Origin of the sequence: Bacillus halotolerans, assembly GCF_004006435.1 — a bacterium.
In the GTDB taxonomy this organism is placed as follows: Bacteria; Bacillota; Bacilli; order Bacillales; family Bacillaceae; genus Bacillus; species Bacillus halotolerans.
Genome location: NZ_CP029364.1, coordinates 1,075,639 through 1,098,922 on the forward strand (window position 1 = coordinate 1,075,639; position 23,284 = coordinate 1,098,922).

At 46.6% G+C, this 23,284-nt stretch carries 19 protein-coding genes and 1 pseudogene; 4 read left to right on the top strand and 16 right to left on the bottom strand.

Annotated features, from left to right (window positions below):
* Positions 1–22 precede the first annotated feature (22 nt).
* The 3 genes from DIC78_RS05525 to DIC78_RS05535 all read right to left on the bottom strand — a co-directional run bounded on the left by DIC78_RS05525 (position 23) and on the right by DIC78_RS05535 (position 3,045).
* On the bottom strand, positions 23–901 hold the full coding sequence (locus DIC78_RS05525; protein WP_106021590.1) for a PhzF family phenazine biosynthesis isomerase: 879 nt from the start codon (positions 899–901) through the stop codon (positions 23–25).
* Between the two features lie 114 nt (positions 902–1,015).
* Complete coding sequence (locus tag DIC78_RS05530; RefSeq protein WP_024120642.1) at positions 1,016–2,047, bottom strand: FecCD family ABC transporter permease; 1,032 nt, start codon at positions 2,045–2,047, stop codon at positions 1,016–1,018.
* Positions 2,044–3,045, bottom strand: a complete 1,002-nt coding sequence (locus DIC78_RS05535; protein WP_095714809.1) for a FecCD family ABC transporter permease — start codon at positions 3,043–3,045, stop codon at positions 2,044–2,046. Before DIC78_RS05535 ends, DIC78_RS05530 begins: the two co-directional genes overlap by 4 nt.
* A gap of 156 nt (positions 3,046–3,201) precedes the next feature.
* On the opposite strand from DIC78_RS05535, the gene DIC78_RS05540 reads away from it, so the two are divergent.
* Complete coding sequence (locus DIC78_RS05540) at positions 3,202–4,179, top strand: ABC transporter substrate-binding protein (protein ID WP_024120640.1); 978 nt, start codon at positions 3,202–3,204, stop codon at positions 4,177–4,179.
* A gap of 18 nt (positions 4,180–4,197) precedes the next feature.
* On the opposite strand, the gene mprF is transcribed toward DIC78_RS05540, so the two are convergent.
* A complete protein-coding gene (mprF, locus tag DIC78_RS05545; RefSeq protein ID WP_106021592.1) occupies positions 4,198–6,768 on the bottom strand; it encodes a bifunctional lysylphosphatidylglycerol flippase/synthetase MprF in 2,571 nt (856 codons plus the stop codon).
* Between the two features lie 172 nt (positions 6,769–6,940).
* On the opposite strand from mprF, the gene DIC78_RS05550 reads away from it, so the two are divergent.
* Both DIC78_RS05550 and DIC78_RS05555 read left to right on the top strand, forming a co-directional pair.
* On the top strand, positions 6,941–7,423 hold the full coding sequence (locus tag DIC78_RS05550) for a MarR family transcriptional regulator (RefSeq protein ID WP_024120638.1): 483 nt from the start codon (positions 6,941–6,943) through the stop codon (positions 7,421–7,423).
* Between the two features lie 112 nt (positions 7,424–7,535).
* Positions 7,536–9,092 (top strand): MFS transporter, encoded by a 1,557-nt coding sequence (locus DIC78_RS05555; RefSeq protein ID WP_106021594.1) that lies wholly within the window; start codon positions 7,536–7,538, stop codon positions 9,090–9,092.
* On the opposite strand, the pseudogene bstA reads toward DIC78_RS05555, so the two are convergent.
* The 3 genes and pseudogenes from bstA to DIC78_RS05575 all read right to left on the bottom strand — a co-directional run bounded on the left by bstA (position 9,089) and on the right by DIC78_RS05575 (position 12,063).
* A pseudogene (gene bstA, locus DIC78_RS05560) lies at positions 9,089–9,626 on the bottom strand (bacillithiol transferase BstA). The gene DIC78_RS05555 and the pseudogene bstA sit on opposite strands and share 4 nt — an antisense overlap.
* A gap of 156 nt (positions 9,627–9,782) precedes the next feature.
* Entirely contained in the window at positions 9,783–10,871 is a 1,089-nt protein-coding gene (locus tag DIC78_RS05565; protein ID WP_095714817.1) for an acyltransferase family protein, read from the bottom strand.
* A 559-nt stretch (positions 10,872–11,430) separates the two neighbouring features.
* On the bottom strand, positions 11,431–12,063 hold the full coding sequence (locus DIC78_RS05575; RefSeq protein WP_127695654.1) for an esterase EstB: 633 nt from the start codon (positions 12,061–12,063) through the stop codon (positions 11,431–11,433).
* Between the two features lie 389 nt (positions 12,064–12,452).
* On the opposite strand from DIC78_RS05575, the gene DIC78_RS05580 reads away from it, so the two are divergent.
* Entirely contained in the window at positions 12,453–13,016 is a 564-nt protein-coding gene (locus DIC78_RS05580) for a PadR family transcriptional regulator (RefSeq protein ID WP_095714600.1), read from the top strand.
* Positions 13,017–13,119: 103 nt separating this feature from the next.
* Here DIC78_RS05580 and DIC78_RS05585 read toward each other — a convergent pair whose 3' ends face one another.
* The 9 genes from DIC78_RS05585 to DIC78_RS05625 all read right to left on the bottom strand — a co-directional run bounded on the left by DIC78_RS05585 (position 13,120) and on the right by DIC78_RS05625 (position 23,282).
* Positions 13,120–14,277, bottom strand: coding sequence for a linearmycin resistance permease LnrN (locus DIC78_RS05585; protein WP_127695656.1), 1,158 nt, complete (start codon positions 14,275–14,277; stop codon positions 13,120–13,122).
* Positions 14,278–14,291: 14 nt separating this feature from the next.
* The gene (locus tag DIC78_RS05590) at positions 14,292–15,482 is read right to left on the bottom strand and encodes an ABC transporter permease (RefSeq protein ID WP_127695658.1); all 1,191 of its coding nucleotides are present in this window, start codon (positions 15,480–15,482) and stop codon (positions 14,292–14,294) included.
* A gap of 11 nt (positions 15,483–15,493) precedes the next feature.
* Positions 15,494–16,429, bottom strand: a complete 936-nt coding sequence (locus DIC78_RS05595) for an ABC transporter ATP-binding protein (protein WP_127695660.1) — start codon at positions 16,427–16,429, stop codon at positions 15,494–15,496.
* Between the two features lie 142 nt (positions 16,430–16,571).
* Positions 16,572–17,234 (bottom strand): two-component system response regulator LnrK, encoded by a 663-nt coding sequence (lnrK, locus tag DIC78_RS05600; RefSeq protein WP_127695662.1) that lies wholly within the window; start codon positions 17,232–17,234, stop codon positions 16,572–16,574.
* Positions 17,231–18,433: a sensor histidine kinase gene (locus tag DIC78_RS05605; RefSeq protein ID WP_038954171.1), complete on the bottom strand. Its 1,203-nt coding sequence runs from the start codon at positions 18,431–18,433 to the stop codon at positions 17,231–17,233. Before DIC78_RS05605 ends, lnrK begins: the two co-directional genes overlap by 4 nt.
* Before the next feature lie 122 nt (positions 18,434–18,555).
* Positions 18,556–19,737, bottom strand: a complete 1,182-nt coding sequence (locus tag DIC78_RS05610; RefSeq protein ID WP_106022394.1) for a Gfo/Idh/MocA family protein — start codon at positions 19,735–19,737, stop codon at positions 18,556–18,558.
* Between the two features lie 9 nt (positions 19,738–19,746).
* Positions 19,747–20,688: a sugar phosphate isomerase/epimerase family protein gene (locus DIC78_RS05615; protein ID WP_106022395.1), complete on the bottom strand. Its 942-nt coding sequence runs from the start codon at positions 20,686–20,688 to the stop codon at positions 19,747–19,749.
* 27 nt (positions 20,689–20,715) lie between these two features.
* Positions 20,716–22,164: a sugar porter family MFS transporter gene (locus DIC78_RS05620; RefSeq protein WP_106021604.1), complete on the bottom strand. Its 1,449-nt coding sequence runs from the start codon at positions 22,162–22,164 to the stop codon at positions 20,716–20,718.
* 173 nt (positions 22,165–22,337) lie between these two features.
* Positions 22,338–23,282, bottom strand: a complete 945-nt coding sequence (locus DIC78_RS05625; RefSeq protein WP_127695664.1) for an AraC family transcriptional regulator — start codon at positions 23,280–23,282, stop codon at positions 22,338–22,340.
* Between the last annotated feature and the right edge of the window lie 2 nt (positions 23,283–23,284).

Here is a 23,284-nt window from a genome sequence, read left to right on the forward strand (position 1 = left end):
TTTTTGTAAACCGTCAGCCATATTAGATTTCAAGAATCCGAGTTTCTGAGTAAACGGCAGTCCCTGTCATGTTCACTTTGATGTGATCGTTATCTCCATTTATTTCAATTTCCACTCTTCCGTCTTTCCCCATCTCCTGTCCTTGTTCAATGATGAATGTACGCTGCCCGGACCGGCCGTATTGCTGCATGTAAGCTCCCATCACACCGGATGCTGTGCCAGTCACGGGATCTTCTATTGTTCCTGAATACGGCGACGAAAAGTGGCGCCCGTGCAGGTCGCTGTCAGAGTGAATCGTTTCAAAGGTAAACGGATGCACTGAGGCTTTTGGCAGATCAACTAGAACATCCGGAAATTGTTTGTTATTCGGCACCATTTTTTTAGAGGCTTCTAATGATTTGAGCGGAACGATTGCAGTCCATATGCCTGTACTGCCAAAAACAATTGGAAGGTCCTCATGAAAGTCCTCCGCCGTAATTCCCAATGCGTCCGCGAGCCTTTCCCGGTCGCCCGTAAATGGTTTGAATTTCGGAGCAGCCTGTTCAAGTGTGATATGGATGCGCCCCTCTTTTTCAGAAATGTTTGCTGGCAAGATACCGGCTTTTGTCTGGATGCTGTACGTTTTACCAATCTCCAGCCTTCCTTTTTCACATAATGCGTATAGGGAAGCGACCGTCGCATGTCCGCATAAATTCATTTCGTGTCCAGGAGTGAAGTAACGGAGTTCAAGATCAGCCGCCTCGCTGTTCCGAATAAAGGAGGTTTCTGAATATCCTGCGATTTCAGCTATTCTCTGCATTTCTTCTTCTGTATAATGGTCCCCGTGCAATACCACTCCCGCGGGGTTTCCTTTGCCGGGATTTTCCGTAAATGCTTCATATTTTAATACCTCTGCTTTCATTCGCCTGCCATCCTTTCTACATCAATGTCTCTGTCAGTATAACAAAATATTAGAGGGAATTTTCTGTCAATACCAAAAACCCATTTTCTTTGCAGAGAAAATGGGTTCTTACAATCAGGAATTTCTTGTTTTATAGAGCAAATAAATAAAATAGGGGGCGCCGATCGCCGCTGTAAAAACGCCTGCCGGAACTTCGACCGGGGCAAATAAGGTTCTGCCGATGATGTCTGCTCCTAATACGAGCAGAGCCCCGATCAGTGCAGATGCCGGGAGCAGCGCACCGTAAGACGAGCCGACGAGACGCCTTGCGATGTGCGGCGCCATCAGACCGACAAAACCAATCGTTCCGGCAACCGAAACCGCACAGCCCGTAAGAGCCGTACTCAGCAGCAGGAGGAAGAACCGGTTTCTTTGCACGGAGCTTCCCGCGCCTGCCGCAATATCTTCACCGAGCATCTGTATATTCATATTTTTAAGACAGATAAAACAAATGAATAAGAGAATGACAGACAGCAACACGGCTATTTTTACATGCTGCCAGTTAGATCCGTAGACTGAACCTGTTATATATACATTGGCTTGGGACGCCCTGTAGATCGGTCCTTTGATCATGAGCAATGTGGTCATCGCTTGTGCAGACATTGAAAATCCGATTCCGATCAGCACCAGCCGAAACGTGGAGGCGCCATTTTTGTATGCGAGTAAATAAACGATAAGTCCAACAACTGATGCCCCGATAAATGCGGCAGCCGGAAGCCATGACAGACTGATCGTCAGTGAATCGCTTCGGTCTGAGAAGAACATCATGACAAGCACCACAGCCACAGCCGCTCCGCCCGTGATTCCGATAATATCCGGGGATGCGAGAGGGTTTCTGACCAGCCCCTGCAAAATTGCGCCTGCCGCAGCCAAGCAAACGCCGGCGCATACAGCTGTCAAAATTCTTGGCATGCGGAACGACATCACCATCATTTCATCGAGCTTTGAACCTGCACCGAAAAATGTTTTGGCCACATCCCAAGGAGGAATGAACCGCTGTCCGAGACCGGCGCTTATGATGAACACAGCCGCTGTTAAACCGAGTAAAACAAAAAAGACAATCCATGCTTTCTTTTCAGCCGCTGTAATGCCAAAACGAAGTTTCATAGATTCGCCCCCCTTCTTGCGATGTAAACAAACACTGGCATGCCGATAATCGCCGTCATAACCCCGACAGGAACTTCCTGAGGCATAATGATATATCGTGCCCCGATGTCCGCGGCAACAAGTAAAATCGCACCCAACACAGCGGAAAACGGCAGAACCCAGCGATAATCATTGCCGATGATAAAGCGGGCAAAGTGCGGGATGATGATGCCGATAAAGGAAATCGGCCCGGCAATGGCGACAGCCGAACCGGCAAGCAGGACAATGCATAGTGCCATAGCGAATTTCAGCAGTCCCGTTTTTTGACCAAGTCCTTTGGCAACATCTTCTCCCATGACAAGAAGATTAATTTTTCGGCCGAGGAAACAGCTGATCAAAAGCGCCGCCGCGGCATATGGAAGCATTGTCATCAGCAAATCGAGACTCCTGCCCTGCACAGAGCCCGTCAGCCAAAATAGCACCTGAGCCAGCTCGAGTTCATTGACGGAAAGCATGCCTTGTGTCAGCGAAGAAAACATTGCCGCCATGGCTGCTCCAGCCAGCGTCAATTTGATCGGCGTGAGCCCTTCCCTTCCAAGCGAACCTGCGGCATAGACAATCGCGGCGGTAAAGGAAGCACCGAGAAACGAGCTCCATACAAGCGCTTGGGGTGATTGAATATGCAGAAAAAATGATCCGGCAACAATAAAAAAGCCGGCCCCTGCGTTGATTCCGAAAATCCCTGGTGATGCTAGCGGGTTTTTTGTCAGCGCCTGCATCAGAGCGCCGGCAGCCGCAAGGGAAGCGCCGACGACCGTGGCAACCAAGGCGCGCGGGAGCCTGACGTCTTTAATGATGACTTGCTCATTTGATCCGTTAAAAGATGTAAACGCTTGATAGACCTGTCCCCATGACGTACCGGTATAGCCGTATATGACACTTGCGCAGACAGCCGCCAGCAAAACGAAAAGCAGACATAATAACAAAATCCATTTCGAATAAGCCTTTTTGAAGATCATCATCCAATTCTCCTAGTGATTTACTATGTAACATTCTTCATCATGACTGCAGTAAATTGGTTGTTTTTGAGAATCATCCTCAATTAATGATTGACACTCTCACCACTGCTTATTATGATCTAAATGATAATGAATTTCAATATTGGGAGGAAAAAGATGAAAAAGCATATCAGCATGCTATTTGTATTACTTATGGCCGTTATGGTGCTTTCTGCCTGTAATAGTTCAGAAAGTTCAAGTAACAGCGAGGGGTCAAGCAGCAAAACAAGAACGGTTAAACATGCGATGGGTACATCAGACAACATTCCAGCCCATCCAAAACGGATTGTCGTCTTAACAAATGAAGGAACAGAGGCGCTTTTAGCGCTTGGCATTAAACCTGTCGGGGCCGTGAAGTCATGGAAGGGCGACCCGTGGTATGACTACCTGAAAGACGATATGAAAGGTGTTAAAAACGTCGGGCTAGAAACTGAACCGAATGTGGAAGCCATCGCGGAATTAAAGCCTGATTTGATTATTGGAAATAAAGTGCGCCAAGAAAAGATTTATGATCAGTTAAATGCGATTGCGCCGACGGTTTTTGCTGAATCTTTAGCCGGGAACTGGAAGGATAACCTGACTCTTTATGCCGACGCGGTGAATAAGGCGGACAAAGGCAAAGAAGTCATTGCCGATTTTGATAAGCGCGTTGCCGATATGAAAGATAAGCTTGGCGATCAGACAAACAAAACCGTGTCTGTTGTACGCTTTCTGTCCGGCGAGTCAAGAATCTATTATAAGGATTCATTCTCTGGCATTATTTTAGACCAGCTTGGTTTTAAACGTCCTGAAAAGCAAGTTGAGCTATTCAAGAAACAAAAGGACCAATTCACGTTCTCAACAGACAGCAAAGAATCCATTCCTGATATGGATGGCGATGTGCTTTTTTATTTCACTTATAAAGCCGATAATGCAAAAGATAATGAGAAATGGGCCAATCAGTGGACGAGCAGTTCACTATGGAAAAACCTCAAGGCTGTGAAATCAGGGAACGCCCATGAGGTCGATGATGTCGTGTGGACAACCGCAGGCGGAATAAAAGCCGCAAACTATCTGCTTGACGATATTGAAACGTATTTCTTAAAGTCTAAATAAAAAAAGAACTCCGTCTGTTTAGACGGAGTCTTTTTTGCTTTTGCCGATCAGACGCGTGACGAGGAACATGGTGACAGAAAGAGATCTGTTTTTCCGATACGCCAAGTATTTTCCGCGCCATTCGGGTTTGTATTTTTCTTTAAATGCTCGGAGCCCGCTGAAGCTGTACATGTACCGAACATTATTAAAAATGACAGCCGCGAAGCGCTCTGACCAGAAGGATGTAAAGGCCGTGCCGACATTGGCCAAGGGCGCCATGCCCATGTTAAATGACGTGCACCCCTCCTCCTTCGCCCATAAAAACATGCGGATGAACAAGGCATCCATAATACCGTTCGGGGCGTCGCTGCGATAGCGCATCAGATCGACCGAGATTTCGCCTTCCTGATACATCGGCATGATATTGGCGAAAGCGACAATGTCCCCTTCGGCATTTTTCATATAGGCGATCGGCGCTTTCTGTAAATATGACGGGTCAAAGAACCCGAGCGAAAAGCCCTTCTCCTTTTTCGAGCCGAGCCATTCATCGGAGATTTGTTTAAGCTCTTCTAAAAACGCTTCTGAAAATGGAGGATGATCTACATGGAAAGTATATTCCTCCCGTTCAAACCGGTTATTGATTGCCCGCAGGCCGGCTTTTTTCTTCCCTGATATGGTAAACGTGTTTAAGTCCACATAGGCTTCCTCGCCAAGTTTAAAAAAGTTATACCCAAAATCGTGGTACAGCGCCATGTCCTCTCGTTCAATTTGATAAAACAAAACGCTGAAACCCTTTTGATGCGCTTCGTTCAGAAATTCTTCCAGCACGAGCGGGAACGATTCTCTTTGGCCTGACGGATCGCCGAGCACGACCAGCCGTCTGGCGATTTTTCCAAACAGAAGCAGGGCATTTCCGTCACTTGAAAAATAAAACCGCTTATCTTCGAGAAAGCCGAGATGGCTCAGCGCGTTGCCGCCTTTTTCATTGAGAAACGCAGCAAGACGTTCTGGATCAGCTTTTTCCCCAATTGGTTTGGTTTTCTTATGGTACACCACTGTAAAAATAAAGAAGAACAGCGGAACGGCGATGACTGCCATGATGGTCGCATGTGTAATATGGGAAGTGCTGTGGACGAAATATTCGTGGCGCAGCACCTTTTTCATCCGATCCCAGATGAAGCTTGCGATAAGGTTATAGTTAAACAGCGCCACAGTAAACAGGGCAGCAGCGAAAATCATTTGCCCTAGCGTATAGGAAGCCTGTTCTCTGACAAATTGTTTTTTCAGCAGCACAAGCAAGACGATGATAATCGGCAATATGAATATTGCACTGATATTGAGCCCTTTTAAAAAGCTGAAAACAAATCCGCCGACAAGCGCTGTAATTGCCATTGTATAGGACCGTTTTGTCCGTTTATAAAGCTCGATCGGCAATATCAGCAAAATGAGCGCTGAGCTTAAGGACAGCCCGTTGAACAGCAAAAGGACCGGACGGGGAATGTGCGGAATGACTGTCAGCCTATCAATCGGCAGTGACACCGACGCAAGGACAATGAGACCGGCTACGAACACAATAAGTGAAAGCGATCCCTGCAAAATCCTCACTAACATGGCCCGCTGTACGACAAGCAGCACGTTTGTCGTTTCGATAGCCGGTGCAATTCGCGGGTTCGTTTCGAGCCGTTTCATTGTATTTTCGGTCAGGTCGCCGGCAGCAAAGAACAGCCCCAAAACAAATGGAATAAATGAATAGGCGAGCCTGTACAAAACGATTGACGTAACAATGGCTTCCTGATGATAGCCAAGCTGCTCCATACCGAGCAAAAACAAAAGGTCGAACGAGCCGAAACCGCCCGGCACGAGGCTGATCATCCCGCCGATCGCCGCAATGACGAACACTCCGAACACATACCGGATATCAGCATGAATGCCCATGGCGAACAAAGCAAAATAGATGACGACTCCAGCCATGAGCCATTCGGCAACGGAAGCGCCGATATAAGCGAAAATCGGATTTTTCACTTTATCCTCATTTTCTTCGTCTCCGGCTTTGCGGCCTTTTATTTTGGCCACCGCCAAGGATAACGGCAAAATCAGCGCGAAACCGATAACGACTGCCCACAGCCAAGGCTTTTCATGGATCACTTCATCCACTGGCAGCACCCGCGCTGCGACGAAAATGCTGAAAACAGATAGCCCGAGCAGCATAGATGACGTTAGCCAGGCGATTCCTTTCACGAGCGCCTTATGGTCTTTCGTATGCTCCTTATAGAACATCATTCTTAACCCGACACCGGCTAAACCGCCGAACCCGAGCACATTATTAAATGAATTGGCGATCCAGGAAACCCTGAATACCTTTCCGTTTGTGATCGAAAGGCGCAGCGAGTATTTCAGGACGTAATCATACAGCGACATAGCCGCAACAGCCAGCAAGCCGATCAATACAAGGATGAATAAGTCCGTGCGTTCCAGCCCGTTGATAACCATAAGCGTTCGTTTGAATGACAGGTTTGTCAATTCTTTTTTCGACTGATAAAACACAAATAGTAAAACAGCAACAGGAAAAACGATTTTTAAAATTGATAAAGCATTCTTTTTAATCAGCAATGGTCTCTCCAATCATATACAATTCGATATTTCTTTCCCCAATAATCTCCAACTCATTATACACTACCGCTATTTTTCGGACAAAGTCTCATCTGCGGTTTATGCTGACTTTCTTTCAGCGGTTAAAATCGAGTAATATGGTAAGAGGAGCGAATGACGAGGAAGTGATCAAATGGAATATAACTTACATGATACAACAGTATTAAACGAAAATATTCTTTCATCTGAGGAACGGGAAATCTGGGTGCTTTATATGAAAGTCTTAACATCTGCCGGGCTCGGTGATGTATCTGAGTGGATGAAGCTGGATATGAGCATGCCGCAAATGAAAGTGCTCATGCTTTTAAACAATCACGGAACGCTGAAGGTCAGTGAAATTGCAGAGAAAATGGGGGCTTCCCTGTCAAATACAACCGGGCTGCTTGACCGCCTTGAGAAGTCCGGCTTTGTTAAACGATCACACTCTGAAGAGGACCGCCGTTCAGTGGTTGTTCATTTAACGGAGAATGCGAAAAATATTTTTCGCGGACTTTATCAAAAGGGCCATATGAAATTGAAGCGTTCCTTGGAGATACTGTCTCCTGATGAAAAGCAAGCTGTTTCCAAAGGGCTTTCTGTTCTTTCCAGAGCGCTGGAGCAGGCTAAAAAAGAATAATGTCAGCGAAGTCTGTCCTCACGCAAACTGCGGAGGCAGACTTTTTTTATTTGACATTTAGTTCATTTTAAATGAATAATATATTCTGAGTGAAGTAAAAGGAGTGATGAATATGCATAAGGCATTGGCAGATCAAAAAAGCCAAAAGTGGGCGATCAGCCTGTTTACCATCGGTGTGTTTATGGCTGCGCTGGATAACGGGATCATCTCCGCTGCGCTGACCACGATAAACGAATCGTTTGCCGTTTCTCCGTCTTGGGGTTCATGGGGCATTACGCTTTATACGCTCGGTCTCAGCGTCAGTGTGCCGATCGTCGGAAAGCTTTCCGACCGCTACGGCAGAAAAAAGCTGTTTCTTATTGAAGTCGGCCTTTTCGGGCTTGGTTCTTTGCTTGTCGCTTTAAGCCAAAGCTTTCCGCTTTTTCTTATCTCACGGCTGATTCAGGCGCTTGGAGGCGGCGGGATTTTCATCATCGGAAGTTCTCACGTCCTTGCTACACTTCCAAAGGAAAAACAAGGGAAGGCCCTTGGTTTGCTAGGGGCGATGAACGGGATGGCTGCTGTGCTCGGACCCAATATTGGAAGCTTTCTGCTTGATTGGACCGGGTCATGGCATTGGCTGTTTTTGATTAACCTGCCGATTGCAGTGCTGCTGGTTGTTTTCGGTGCATTTTTTATTGTGGAAACCAAAGCGCCGGAGGCCAAACGTCTCGACACGGCCGGAATTTTTCTTCTGTCCTTGTCAATTTTGGCTGTAATGTACGGCATGACAAACCTTGACGGGGCAAATCTCTTAAAAAGCCTGGGAGATCCTGAGGTTTATGGATGTATTGTTTTCGGTATTTTTTGTTTTGCGGCGCTCGTATGGTTTGAGAAGCGGATGGAAATGCGCGGGGGCGATCCCATTCTGGCGTATTCTTTACTTCGGAATCACATGTTTCAGCGAACGCTTATCATCGGTTTATTATCCGGGGGCCTCTTGGCGGCGGTTATTTTTATTCCGTCATATGTTGAGCAATATTTAGGCGTTCCTGCCGCAAAAGCGGGCTATTGGATGACACCTCTTGCCTTAGCTTCCGGAATCGGCGCTTGGCTTGGCGGAGCGCTCACCGACAAAAAAGGACCGGTGAAAACTGTTGTGCTTTCAGGAATTATTTCATGTGCGGGATTTGCTTTATTTCCGCTTTGGGTGACGGAAAAATGGGAGTTTGTCATTGCAAGCGTGGCGGCCGGCATCGGTTTTGGCTTTCTGCTAGGCGCTCCGCTGAATGTTCTTGTATCAGAAGCAGCTAAAGCGAATAAGGGCACGGCGCTCGGCACGCTTTCATTAGTAAGGCAAATCGGACTGACATTGGCGCCTACTCTTTATGCAGGTTTTATCACAGCAGGGTTTGACCAAATCGGCGATGAAATCAGCAGCCGCTTATCGGACAGCGGACAGTCAGGGAAGGCTATGCAGATGATTCCCGAGATCGACAGTTCAGATGTTTCTTCTTTACAAGAACAGATCGAACGCATTCCTGTGCCTGAAGTCAAAACTGCGATAAGCGATGCCATTCATGCCAGTGTTGCCAGCGGCTATGATCATTTATATGCGGCGGCTGCTGTGATTTCTCTGCTGGTGATTGCAGCAATCAGTCTCCCGGCTTTCCGCCGGCAAAAGCGTTAAGACCACCCCATCCGTTTGGAAAGCTCCGTAATATGAGCGATATGGTGATGTGAGTGCCAGACATACAGCCCGAGCGCGTTCTCTAGGGTAATGATCTCTTTTGTATCGGGATGGTAAAATCTGCGCTGAAATTGCTGATCCGTCAGAGTGCGGAGAAGAGCCGTCCATCTTCCGTGAAGCTCCTGCAAAAGCGCGAGTGAACCGCTCGGCTCCGCTGTTTTGGAGTCTTCAAGCTCCGACCATGCTTTTTCATCATACGGACGGATGGCCGGCGTCTCTTCTGTCAAACTTAATTTAAAACGGATATAGCCATTCATATGACTGTCAGCCAGATGATGAACAACTTGCCTGGACGGTCCATCCGCCGTCTCGGTACGGTGTATCAAGCTGGCTGTCCGTCATTCCCTCAACGGCTTGCTTCAGCTTAGCCGGCACTTCCTCCAGCACTTGAATCCATTCTTCTTTCTGCTCGTTTGATATGAATTTCCTAGGTTTGTACTCTCCTATCGGATAGCTTAGATTGGCTGTTGACATGGTTTGCTCTCCTTTCAATAAACAGGCATCTGCTGATCCTGCTCATTGGCATATATGAAAATTCACTTTTATTTTAAAGGAAATGGTGTAATAGTTGTTCTTTCATGTATAAATTTGCGTAAAAAAAGGCAGGAACGTTTCTCCTGCCGTGATTTTTCAGCCTGCGTGGTCTCGCACTTCCATTTTTACTTTTCGCTTCTTCGGCTGATAGATTTTCCCTACAAACAAATATCCATATTTAAACTTGTTCAGTGCCCAGGATGTCAGGATCGGGCCCGCTGTGCAGACGGCAAACAGCAAGAAAACGGCCGGCACGGCGGGAATGTCTGGCATATTTAACAGCAAAACATAGCCAATGATCATAAAATAAGCGTGCAGCAGATAAATCGAAAAGGAATAGTTACTGATAAACATAATGATTTTCGGCACCTGCTTTATGTTAGAAAACAGGTGAAAGCACAGGAAAATCATACTTGTTGAATAAAGCATGATGTCAGGCCGCTTTGAGCTGATCATGCCGACCTCTCCGAAATAAGAAACAGCCACAACCAACGCGGCGGACCCGACCGCAGCGCCGTATACCACCCAGCGGTATTGATTCAGCAGCGCTAAAAACCGCTTGTACTCTTTTCCGCAGTAATAAGCGAGACAAAAGTAGAAAAGCCATCCTGCAAATGGAACCCAGAAGAACGGAAATGAACCGCCTTGTTCAGAAGCGGGTGCCGGACTGACTGCTGAGAAATAGCCCAAATAAGCGGCTGTCACCACAAACGAAACAGACAGCACCCATTTTGGCGATGCTTTTTTCAAATACTCATGAAAGAGCATGTGCAGGATATAAAATTGGAAGATGACAAGAATGAAATATCCGATAAAGTTTCCTAAAAATACGTTTTCCAGATATTTCTGCACAAACGCCAGAAAAGTCAGCTTTCCCCCCATTGCACTGGCCATCAGCAAGGCATCAATGGCTGCAATAAACAAAAAGGGAATAAAAATCACTTTTCCTCTCTTCTTCAAAAACCCCTCCGGCACCCCGTCAGGATAAGAACGCGCCAGCAAAAACTCAGAGATGAAAATGAAAGCAGGCGTGCTGAACATCAAGAGTGTGCGCAAAGAATCAACCGTGTGAGAAATATCAGCAAGTGCTTCCGCCTGAAGCATCAGGACCATTGAAATGATATGGAGCAGAACGACACTTAAGCACGAAATGCAGCGGATCACAAAAATTTCTTTGATTTGCATAACAGCGCTCCTTTATTTCAAATTTTTAGAAATCGATGGTTGTACCATAACACACCTGCTTCAATTGAAAAAAGTGCCTGATTTCTTATCTTTCAGTATGCATGAACGACTAAGACCCATAAAAACCCATAACTTTTTGGCATACCGCCCTCAGCCATTTGACCCGTACAGCCGGGCTGCTATGCTTGAGGCGCGGGAACAGTGTCCTGTTCTCTTTTTTGATTCCGCAAAATTACAAAATGCCTTTTTGATAGTAATCTAATCCGCGATTTGCCTCGGCATCCATTAGTGAAATTACCAAAAAAGCCGGCGTTGCGGAAGGGACCATTTGTCATGAAGGTGGCGGCTCCCGCATTTGCGAAAAGCTTCAGCAGAAGTGTTTGAGCAGGATTATCCGTTATATGAAGTATTCATTCGGGAAGTGCTGAATAACTGTATTAGAACTTACAAAAAAGGCCAGTTTTCATTCTGACTTTCTGCTCTTTTCAACCTGTCAGAAAACAAAAAACCTGCTGTAACCAAACAGCAGGTTTTAACATAGCCGCATATCTTTGAAGCATCAGTTCGTATTTAATCCTCCGCCATTCAATCCTTCTTTAATATAGGCGTTGACTTGGCTATTAGAAAGCAATCCAATATGTCCAATGCCATACAGTTGGATGTTTCTGGCTCCTTGTAATCGAGACAAGCTATTGATGACAATTTCATCATTCAGACTGTAGATCGATGTATAGAGGATCTTTTGATTAGGATCTGTACCCGGCAGCGCAACAGATGACACTAAACCATTAGCCCCTCCGAGCGTGACAACATTTTGAATCTTATTGCCCCCGCCTAAATATTTTATAGCATACAGCGTGTTGGCTCCTCCCATACTATGAGCCACAATATCTACTTTTTTAGCTCCTGTTTCTTTTAAAACGCGATCAATATATGCTGCAAGCTGCGGGCCGTTATTTAGGTTATTCCCTGTTTTATCATAAAAATCAATCGCATACAGTTTATTGCTTTGCCAGCCCTGAGAGATTAAGTAATTTTTAATAGCAAAAAAATTGTATGATGCACCGCTAATCCCATGAACAAGAACAACAGGGTTATGTGCTGTTTCCGCCTTTGCACTTGAAGGCGGAGCTGCTAGAATAGACAAAAACATTGATAGACAAATAGTTGATGCAATAAGTAATCTTTTCATTTTCCGTTTCTCCTCAATCATGTATTTACCAAAATGATTATACAGTTAAATTTAAACTTGGTAAATATAAACTTATCAGAATCTTCAATTTCATTATTATTTTGTTGAAAGCATAAATTTGTCTATTGGAAGTTGTCTTCCATACACTCGAAAGAAACTTGAAAGGACTATAAGCGTAAGGAGACATGCGGTTGTGTTCCCAGTCTCCCTTTCCTATAATATAGGGAACAGATGAAAGCTAGGCATGAGAATAGATGGCATTCACTATTTTATATAAGAATTCACATTTGTTTTGCCGGTATAAGAGAAAAGAACGATACGATTTTGCGGCGGCAGGGAATTTAAAAAGTTTCTTTTTTGCAAAAACAGCCATAGACACGGAGGACAGCATGAGAGTATTAAAATATGCCATATTAGGGCTTTTACGAAAAGGCGAATTGAGCGGATATGATATTACAAGTTATTTCAAAGCGGAGCTCGGCCAGTTTTGGAGCGCCAAGCACAGCCAGATTTATCCAGAGCTCAAAAAGCTGACAGATGAAGGCTTTATCACATTCCGGACAACGATTCAGGGCACAAAACTTGAGAAAAAAATGTATACCCTGACAGACAGCGGAAAACAGGAGCTTCACGTGTGGCTGACCCGCCACCACCCTATTCCGGAAACAGTGAAGGATGAATTTATGCTGAAGGCTTATTTCATTTCTTCTCTGTCACGCCAGGAGGCAGCCGACTTGTTTACAGACCAGCTGCTGAAGCGCAAGGAGAAGCTCGCTGATCTGCAAGGCAGTTATGAAAAGCTAATGGCCTCAGCGGAGCCAATGTCGTTTTCTTCACCGGATTTCGGCCACTATCTGGTACTGACAAAAGCGCTGGAACGGGAAAAGAATTACGTATCCTGGCTGGAGCATATTTTAGCCATGATACAAGAGAATACCCAGGAGCGGCCTTAATCGAAGGTGACTGGCCGTCCGGCAAACAACACTTGGAACAAAGACTGAACCTGACAGAACACACGATATAATGATAAAAGCATCTGCCCAGAGGCAGATGCTTTTACGTTCGGAGCGCTTTCAGCCCCGCTGTGAAGGTGATGGCGGCAAAAGCAAGCAAGATGCCGCAAATGCCGAGTATATCCGTGATGGTTGCCCCGTTAGCGATAATTTCTGTCAGTCCGTTCATCGCCCACTTTTGCGGGAGAAAGTCAGCAACGGACTGCATCAGCTTCGGCTCAATTTCTATCGGCCAATACATTCCGCTCACCATACACGTCGCAATAACGAACAAGTTGCCGAAAGCAAGCTGCTGTTCTGGCGTTCTGACATGAGCAGCAATCATCAGCCCGATGCCAACGACTGCTAACAGAAAAAAGGATACTAACACGATCAGCGCAGCCGGATTGCCCCATCTGATTCCGAACAGCCAATGGGATGCGAGAAGCAGCATTCCAAATTGAATCCAGCCAATCACAAAGAATGACAGCACATACCCCGCTCCGATTTCCGCGCGGCTGACAGACGCGGTGAGCAGTCTCGGCCAGACGCCGCTTTTTCGCGCTTCTAATATCGTGCCGGCTGCCCCCATTATTGTCAGCATCACAAACAGAATGGAAAAGCCTGCAGCTCGTGAAGCTGTGCCACTTACACCCTTGCCTTCTTTTTTATCATTGAGAGATTCCCGTTTTACAGCTGGGGCGCTATCTCCACGATCTTTGGCGATTACCGTTTTATAAGCCGATTTCCAGCTCTCCCCCGCCGCCTCGGCCGCTGTTTTTGCCGCGGTTACCTGAATGTTGAGCTTTGCCAGCTTGCTTTCGGCATACTGTTTAGCGACTGGCGCTTCTGTCAGCTCTGGACCGTGGCTGAAGACCAGCTCCGGCTTCTCTCCTTTTTCCAGCTTCTCTTGGAAAGTGCGGGAAAGGGTGATGACTCCGGCAATTTTCTTTTGTTTCAGTTTTTCTGAAGCTTTGCTTTTAGTCATCGTTTGAAATGTATACATATCATCATGTTGCTTGAGCTCCCGGATATAATGCTGTGAAAGAAGCGTGTCATCCTGATCGACGATCGCAAGCCGCACCTTATCATCATTTCCGCCGAGCAGACCGCCGAATACAAAGGTCAGCAGCAGCGGGGCAGCGAACATCATTAAATAGTTCTGCGGCTTCTTAAAAATGAGAGAAAGCTCAACGCCGCAAATGGCTATGATTTTTTTCACCGTGTTTTACCTCCTTATCTTGTGTGAAGCCTTCTGATGCCAACAGCCAGTGAACAAAGACCGGTTGCCGCAAAAAGAAGGACCGGCGTTTGAAGTTCAGCCCAGCCTCCCCCTTCCATTAAGGAAAGAAAGCCTTCGAGCGCCCATCGATTTGGCACCGCCTTTGAAACAGATTGCAGAAAATCCGGAAATTGATAAAACGGAAGCATAGAACCGCCAAGAACGGCAAGCACCTGAATTCCAAAACCTCCTAAAACATCTGCTGACTTCATATCGCTGATGCACGAAGCAAGAAGCATTGAAATGCCGGATACAGCTGCTGCGTAGGAAAGCCCCAGCACGCACACAAACAAGAGATTGTCTCCCCAGTCCACATCAAATATATTGATGGTCACAATAATAAAAATGAAAAATTGTATAATGGCAAACAAATAGGTTCCGAGCCACTTCCCGAAGAGAATGGCGTATTTTTGTGCAGGCGTCATCAGCAGTCTGGCAAGGGTTTCTGTTTCCCTTTCCAGCAAAAATGATTTCGCGCCGACCGTCATATGAAACAGCATAAACATGCAAAGCATTGCCGCCGAATAGTATTGAAAACTGGTAACTTCTTTTGCGCCGACTGATTTCTCCGTAACAGCAAGCCTGGCACCCGCTTCTTTTTCAAGCATCTTAGCAAGATTTTCTGCTATGAGGGAAGGATTGAGCTTTCCTTGTTTTACAGCTTCCGTCTTGGTGACATATTCCATCGAGGCGGATGCCGCTTCTCGTACCGCCTTGTATTGGTCTATAAAAGACACTGCAGCCGTTTCTATGATAGAGCTTTTTAATTCCTGATCAGTGCCAGTATAGACAGCGGCCGGTTTCTTGCCGGATCCCCAATGTGCCGGGACGGCAATTCCGACATCAATTTTCTTTTCCGCCAGCAGCTTTTTCATTTCCTTTTTACTGCCTGCTTCTGTGACCTTGATCATCTTCATTTTTTCAAGTACATCTGTTTTAAACATCTTCGACGCGCCTGACTGATCAGACTGGACATAGCCGACTTTGATTTCATCAATCTCGCTGCCTCCGCCAAGGATTGATCCAAGAGCGGCCCCTAATATGGCTGTTAAAATCAGCGGCATTAGGATAAGCATCATAAACCCTTTTTTATCCGTGATTCTGATTTTGACATCTTTCCATGCGATCCATATTGCTTTTTTCATCGCCGCCCCTCCTAATCCCGCAATGTGCGGCCCGTCAGATTCAGAAACAGCCGTTCCAGATTTGGTTCCTGAACCTGAAGAGACAGGAGATTCATTTGATGGGCAGCGGCTTCCGTGAGCAGGCTGGTGACTACTTTCTCATGGTGCGCCGCAGCAACCTCAATTTTGAGCTCTGATTCATTCACTGTTACATCATTCACATGGGCAAGCGAGCGGATAGCTGAAAGAAATCCTTCATCTGCCCCGCTGACAGTCATCTGGATGATCGTGTCTCCTCCAAGACGGCTGCACAAGTCGTTTTTTGTGCCGATCGCAATCATTTCTCCCTGATCAATAATGCCGATCCGGTCACATAAATACTCGACCTCTTCCATGTAGTGACTCGTATAGATCACGGTCATGCCTGTTTCGTTGAGCTGTTTGACTGTTTCTAAAATATGATTTCTCGATTGAGGGTCGATGCCGACGGTCGGTTCATCCATGATAAGCAGCTCAGGCTTATGCATAAGGGCGGCGCCTATGTTAATTCTCCGTTTCATTCCGCCGGAGAATGTTTCGATTTTATCTTTAGCCCGCTCAGTAAGCCCTACATATTCAAGGACTTCTGCTGATCTTTTTTTGGCCTCTCCATGCGTGAGTCCATACATTTTCCCCCAGAATACGAGATTTTCTTGAGCCGTCAGTGTCGGGTACAGGGCGATTTCCTGCGGGACGATGCCGATTTTTTGTTTGGCTTTGTTCGTGTCTTTGCCGATGACATACCCGCCGACTGTAATCTCCCCTCCGTCAAGCGGCACAAGTCCGGAAATCATAGAAATGGTTGTGGACTTCCCCGCTCCGTTCGGTCCGAGCAGTCCGAACGACTCACCCTTTTTCAAGGAAAAAGAGATTCCTTTGACAATTGTTTTTTTTCCGTATGCCTTTTTGATATTTTCTGCTTGAAGCACGCCGATTCACTCCTTTTTTTATCCCATTGCCATTGTAGAAGAGATTGAGGCGTGAAACATGTGGCGCCGGATAGAACATCGGGCATAAAAAAAGGCCTGTGACAGGCCTTTTCAAGGTAACGCATATGCCAAACGTCATCTATCAAAAGACAGATACGCCATGTCTGACGGAATAAATGGCGGCTTGGGTTCTGTCTCTGACAGACAGTTTGCTGATAATGTTTGACACGTGATTTTTCACTGTTCCTTCTGTAATGTACAGCTTTTCGGCAATTTCTTTATTGTTCAGTCCGTACCCGAGCTCAGCCAGCACTTCCATTTCACGCTCGGTCAGTTCGAACAGTTCCTTCGGTTTTTCTTTCTCTTCCGTTCCTTTCAGCTGTTTTTCTCGTTTCCATTCATTCAGCATTTGGGCTGTGAGTTCCGGCGGGAGCACCATTCCTCCTGATTGAACAGTCATCACCGCTTTCACAATCGTATCGGCTGACATGTCCTTTAACAGGTACCCGCTTGCCCCTTCTTCAAGCGCTTCGGCAATCAGCTCTGAATCTTTAAAGGTCGTCAGCATCAGCACCTTTACGCCCGGCAGCGAGCTGGTGATCAATTTTGTTCCCTCCACCCCGTTGGACACCGGCATGCGGATGTCCATCAATACGATATCCGGTTCCAGCTCTTTCGCCTTTTCAAAGGCTTCCTGTCCGTTTCGCGCCGTGGCGATGACATCGAGCTCTTCCCGGAGCTGAAGCAGAGACGCCAGCCCTTCTCTGACGATATCCTGATCGTCGGTAATGATGATTTTAATCATGATAAACTCTCCTTTTGCTGTGCGGGCCCAAAGCTCCATTTTTTATTAGCCAAAGAAAATTCCGCAATCACGGTAAATCCTTGATCCCGCTCGCTTTCAAAACGGATCATCCCGCCATGCTCGGCCGCCCGCTTTTTCATATTCAAGAGACCAAATCCCAGCGCGGCCTCAGGATTTCCTTTTCCGTCATCTTTAATTAAAAGACTGACTGTTTCCGGTGAACACGTGAGCTGAATCGAGCAAGCAGTGGCGCCGCCGTGACGTTTTGCATTGGTCAGCGCCTCCTGCACCGTTCTGATCACAGTCGGATGCAGAGACAGCGGGACCAGCGCAGGATCGCCGCTGACCGTCAGTTCGGATGTGACGCCCGCATTTTTGTAAAAGTCTTCTGTCAGTTGTTTCAGCGATTCAATGAATGAGGGATCGTTCTCCGTTTGCAGGGTTCGGACTGATAAGCGGATATCGCCGAGTGCTTCACGGGCGAGCGTTTCACAGACGCCGACTGTCTCATCTGCTTTTCGGCTGTCTCTTTTTTGCCATTCACGCAGAAGCTGCAGCTGGACAAGAAGCGCCGTCATTTTGTGCCCTACTGTATCATGGATGTCCCGTGCCATTCTGTTCCGCTCGTGAATGGCAGTGAGTTCTTCGACCTGCTTCGCATATAAATGCAGCTCCTGGTGTGCTGCTGACAGCGCCCGATGCGAATCCGTCAGTTCCTGAAACTGCTGTTTTGCCGTTTCTTGTGCTTCAAGAAGTTTGCGGATTAATTTGCCGACCACCCCGCAGAACACCACAAATGTCATGCTGGTGATGTGATCCATGACGTATTCATTGCCGGCTAGCAGATATGTACGTATGAGGACAATTGAAAACAAAATTGAGCAAAGACATAACAAAAACCATGCCATTTTTCTATTGAACCCGCGCAGAAAAAATGCGACAGCTACCGGGCATAGCATAATAATGAACAAACCATTGCCGGGAAACATGAATCCAAACGAAAAGCCGACCGTAAGATCAATCAGACAAAACCAGACGTCATACTTCTCTGTTTTCAGCAGAAAATGATTGGCTGCATACACGGCAGCTCCTAACGCTATAAATAGATATTCAAACCAGTTATCATCCTTTACGAGGGACAGATACATCGAACAGCTCACCATCAAGGTGAAAATTCTTGTAAATAAAAGAGCCTTCACGCTCATCACTCCTATAAGCAATTCCTTTCTTATCATACCTGCCTCTTGTTATTTTTTACAGATGTTTCTGGAAAATAAAAACCGCATATGAACTTTATGTCATATGCGGCGCTTCCACTTATTTATTTGAATTCAACCCAGACTGATCCTTGGTCTGCTGAACGCACGCAATTCTCAATCCAGCGGATGCCCTCGATCCCTGCATCAATGTCAGGATAGACTAAGTTGTTCAAGGTTTCTTCATCTTCGCGATTTTTAGCGTCAATTGCTATGGCAAACTTAAGATAAATATTGGCCCACGCCTCTGACAGCCCTTCGCTGTGTAAGGCGCCGAGACGTTCATCGGCGCTGCATGCACCATCTAAATATGGCATGCCGCGAACGAGTGTCTGAATCGGCTCTCCCTGCACTTCATACGTCAGTTCGTTCGGTTTGCTGTCCCACCATTCGATGCTTGCTTTAGAGCCAACAATTCTGATTCTGTGGCCATCCATACACCCTGCATTGATTGATGATGTCCACATCGTCCCGACCGCCCCGTTTTCATAATGCATTAGCACATGGGCATTATCCTCTAGCGGTGCGCGGCTGCCGACGAAGCTCTGTCGGTCACACAGCAGCTCTTTAATTTTCATCTTAGGCAGAATAAGCTGTGACATATAATACGTGTGGGTAGATAAATCGCCTAGTACAAAGCTTGGCCCGGCGATCGCAGGGTCGACACGCCATTTCTGTGCAGCGCTTATGTTTTCGCCTTCATCTGCCGCACAAAAACCGTGTGTGTACTGCAAGTCAACCACACGAATATCGCCGATCTTGCCCTGCTCAATCATCGCACGCATTTGAAGGAGCATTTGATTGCCGGAAAAACCGTATGTCACGCCGACAATTCTCCCTTTTTTCTCTGCGAGCGCTTTGATTTCATAGCCCTCTTCTGAAGTGAAGAACAGCGGTTTTTCACAAATGACATGCAGATCTGCTTCAAGCGCTGCCTTACAGATCTCATAATGAGTGCCGTTCGGAGTGGCAATCGATACAACCTCTATGCCATCCTCTCTTTTCGCTTCCTCCGCAAACATTGTTTGATAGTCGGGATAACAGCGTTCCGCATCCACTCCGAGGTTCACCCCGAAGTCTTTTCCTCTTTCGGCATTGATATCAAAGGCGCCTGCGGTTAATTGAAAGGCAGTATTGTCTCTCAGCGCTCCAATACGATGTTTATATCCAACCTGGCTGAGCCGCCCGCCGCCTACCATTGCCCAGCGCAGCGGTTTTGAAATGATTCTTTCTCCATTTAGCATTATGAAAACCTCCTATTGGCTGATGGTTTGTTTTAAAGCTTCTATCGATGTGCGGATGCCCGCCTCCGGTGACATCGTTAAGTCCTCCATTTCTAAGGAAACCTCACCGTCATACCCCATCATTTTTACGACTGAAAAAAATTCCTTCCACCACTGTAAATCCCGTCCGCAGCCGACAGCTACATAATTCCATGCCCGGTTTGCAGGATCTGTCACTTCTTTTGTTTCTAACAGCCCGTTAACCGCAGCTAAATGTCTTTCAATTCTGACATCTTTTCCATGAACATGGTGAATGGCTTCTCCGAGCTCCCTTGCTGCGATGATTGGGTCTGCGCCCATCCATAATAAATGGCTCGGATCAAGATTCAAACCGACCATCGGGCCGACTGCATTTCTGAGTCGAAAAAGAGTCTCAGGATTATAGACTAATTGAGAGCTGAAATTTTCAAGCGCGATTTTTTCAACACCGCAGGCTTCCGCTTTTTGGACAAGCTCCTTCCAATAAGGAATCGCAACATCTTCCCATTGATAGTTGAGGATATCTTTTAAAACGGGAGGCCAGCTCACTGTGTATGTGATCCAGTTCGGCACTTTGTCGTCCGGGCCGCCGGCTGGCAGGCCGCTCATCATGATCACTTTTTTGACGCCTAATAATCCAGCCAGCTCCATCGTTTTGTCCGTTACTTCTCTGTGCAATTTGCCCAGTTCGCCTGGATCCAAAGGATTCCCCGAGCAGTTTAAAGCGCAAAGTGCCATATTCCGCTTTTCCAGCGCTGCTGAAAATTCTTCTCTTTTGTGGCTGCTTTGCAGCAGTTCATCAAGATTCAAGTGAGGCGCAGGCGACCAGCCTCCGGTTGTCATTTCAAGCGTATCAATGCCAAGCTCCGCGGCAAAATCGAGCATTTCTTCAAAAGGCAAATGTCCTAAGCTGTCTGTTACATAAGATAGTTTCATTGATAGATTCCTCCTGGTATCTGCAGATTACGATAAGTGAGTTGTTTGATTTTGGATTTCCTGATCAGCGCGGCGGCCATACTGGCGAAAGGAATGCTCAAGCTGTTCAAGTGACCGCCCTTTTGTCTCAGGCACATATTTTTTCACAAATAGAATCGCTAGGATATTCATAGCGACAAAGATAAAAAATGTCGCCGACATCCCAATATGATTGAGCAAAATGGGAAAGGTGAATCCAATGAGAAAGTTAGCTGTCCACAAGCAGAAGGTGCTGATCCCCATGCCAAGCCCCCGCACATGCATAGGAAAGATTTCCGAGAGCATCAGCCACGTCACTGTAGAAATGGCAGCCTGCTGAAACGCAAGAAACAAAACGGTCAAACTCAGCACAACATACGGCAGGGCGGGTGTTCCTTCAAGGACAATGGATAAAATCCCGATCAGCAGAAGGGCTGTCATCGTGCCAATCTGTCCGATGATCAGCATGGGCCGGCGGCGGACTTTGCCGAGAAGCCATATCCCAAAAATGACCGCGATAACTGAAATAACACCGTTTGCAATATTGCCGATTAATGCAGCTTCTGTTTGAAAACCGGCTTCTCTCAGAATTTCTGTCCCATAGTACATGATCGAATTGACACCGGTAATTTGCTGTACGATGGCGATTCCGATCCCAATGAATAGAATGCGTCTGATCCACGGCTCTTGAAAACCATGAAAGCCGGTCTTTTTTGCTGTGCCCTCAATCGCATGTTTGATTTCTTTTATTTCCTGCTGTGCCCGGCTGTCTTCACGGATTTGCCGAAGCACCCGCAGGGCGTCACCCATTCTGCCTTTAGCCGCCAGCCAACGCGGGCTTTCAGGCACGATGAGCATTCCGAACCATAACACAACAGCCGGAAGTGTCGCGATGACCAGCATATACCGCCATACATTTGCGCTCTCCCCCATTGTGCTGCCGATAATGGCGTTAAAGGTGTATGCCAGCAGCTGGCCAATTACGATCATCAGTTCATTTTGTGTCACGATTCGTCCCCTGCGTTCTGCCGGCGAAATTTCCGCTAAAAAGGTTGGAACCGTTACAGAAGCGCAGCCAACCGCCAGTCCGAGCAGAAAACGAAAAGCAATCATCACGGACGCGTTTGGTGAAAAGGTACAGCCAAGTGTGGCTGCGATGAAAAGTAAGGCTAAATAAAGGATCGTTTTTCGGCGGCCGTGCCGATCGGACAGACGTCCTCCAAACATCGCCCCGAAGGCTGCCCCGAGAAGCAGGGAACTCGCAACCAGTCCTTCTGTAACAGGTGTAAGATTGAGTTGACCTGCAGTTGCCATAAAAGGAAGTGCCCCATTAATGACACCCGTATCATAACCGAACAACAGGCCGCCGAATGTAGATACCAATGTAATCGTTCGTAAAAGCCCTTTATGAGCTAAGCTTTCTTTTGCTTTTACAGCCTCTTTCTTTTTTGTACTCACGGCTTTCTTCCCCTTCTTTCAAGAATGGCAGAGCACCCGACACCAAGCATAAGCCAATGCATCCCTCCTTCAGAACATTCATTGTTGTAACCGCTTTCTAAAGAGATTATAAGACAACGAGATTTCTCGCGTCTTTATCATATTAAGACATTGTTTTGTCATTTCAGGACATCTTATTCGTGCGGCTTGGCCTGTTCGATTTTTTGAAAAGGTTTATTGATTTGAAATGCGGTCATTTTTGAATCTTTATAAAGGGAGCGGAAAAGCCCTGGTGAGCTGCCGATTTTGGCGGAAAATATGCGAGTGAAATAATGTACTGAGAAACCGATTTCTTCCGCTACTTCTTTAATCGATAGATTCGTTGATTTCAGCAGCTCGGCAGCTTTGTTTATTTTTTCATTTTGGACAAATTCTGAGTAGCTGACGCCCAGTTCTGCTGCAAATAAACGTGATAAGTGCCTCCCTGAGATATGAAAGTGGCTGGCGACATCCGTCAGCTTTAACGGTTGTGACAGATTGTCTTTTATGTGCAGTTTCACCTCTGTCAGCAAAGCAGAAGATGTGTGAATGGGCTGCTTTTGTTTCGGGCGATGGGCGGACGGGAGAAAGATTTGGATTAATGACAGGATCAATGCATGCGACAAATGAGATAGGATCTCTTTGTCAAAAGCATTGACAGGCTGCGCTGCTTGCAGCATTAACGTTTTCCAAAGCAGGCCCGGCGGTTCGCCATCTTTCAATTGCATTGTGATAAAGGGGCTTTGTTTCACTTCTTCCATCACTTTGATCCATTCGGTGCTTGACTGATCCTCGCTCAGCTCGAAAGCGACGTAAAAAAGGAACAGCCCTGTTTCACTTTTGATTTGGTGCAAATGCGCCGGCTTTGACAAAAAAATCGTCTGTTCACGAAGCGGATATGTACGATCGCCTTCAAGGTAATATCCTTCACCTCTTACGACGTAACAAATTTCATAAAAGGAATGCTTATGAAGCAGTGTGTTATAGTGGTTCGTCATCGCTCCCCAATAGTGGACGTAAAATGAAACATCCTTTTGCTCTAAGCGATGCACATATTGATTTAATGCTATTTTGCCCGTCACAAGGTGGTTGAGTTCCATGT

What these genes read in the sequence shown, in the direction of transcription:
- DIC78_RS05565 (WP_095714817.1), bottom strand. Translation starts at nt 10,871, where the DNA reads ATGCAAATCAAAGAAATTTTTGTGATCCGCTGCATTTCGTGCTTAAGT.
- DIC78_RS05625 (WP_127695664.1), bottom strand. Translation starts at nt 23,282, where the DNA reads ATGGAACTCAACCACCTTGTGACGGGCAAAATAGCATTAAATCAATAT.
- DIC78_RS05540 (WP_024120640.1), top strand. Translation starts at nt 3,202, where the DNA reads ATGAAAAAGCATATCAGCATGCTATTTGTATTACTTATGGCCGTTATG.
- DIC78_RS05590 (WP_127695658.1), bottom strand. Translation starts at nt 15,482, where the DNA reads ATGAAAAAAGCAATATGGATCGCATGGAAAGATGTCAAAATCAGAATC.
- DIC78_RS05575 (WP_127695654.1), bottom strand. Translation starts at nt 12,063, where the DNA reads ATGAAAAGATTACTTATTGCATCAACTATTTGTCTATCAATGTTTTTG.
- lnrK (WP_127695662.1), bottom strand. Translation starts at nt 17,234, where the DNA reads ATGATTAAAATCATCATTACCGACGATCAGGATATCGTCAGAGAAGGG.
- DIC78_RS05525 (WP_106021590.1), bottom strand. Translation starts at nt 901, where the DNA reads ATGAAAGCAGAGGTATTAAAATATGAAGCATTTACGGAAAATCCCGGC.
- DIC78_RS05555 (WP_106021594.1), top strand. Translation starts at nt 7,536, where the DNA reads ATGCATAAGGCATTGGCAGATCAAAAAAGCCAAAAGTGGGCGATCAGC.
- DIC78_RS05580 (WP_095714600.1), top strand. Translation starts at nt 12,453, where the DNA reads ATGAGAGTATTAAAATATGCCATATTAGGGCTTTTACGAAAAGGCGAA.
- DIC78_RS05615 (WP_106022395.1), bottom strand. Translation starts at nt 20,688, where the DNA reads ATGAAACTATCTTATGTAACAGACAGCTTAGGACATTTGCCTTTTGAA.
- DIC78_RS05535 (WP_095714809.1), bottom strand. Translation starts at nt 3,045, where the DNA reads ATGATCTTCAAAAAGGCTTATTCGAAATGGATTTTGTTATTATGTCTG.
- DIC78_RS05550 (WP_024120638.1), top strand. Translation starts at nt 6,941, where the DNA reads ATGGAATATAACTTACATGATACAACAGTATTAAACGAAAATATTCTT.
- DIC78_RS05530 (WP_024120642.1), bottom strand. Translation starts at nt 2,047, where the DNA reads ATGAAACTTCGTTTTGGCATTACAGCGGCTGAAAAGAAAGCATGGATT.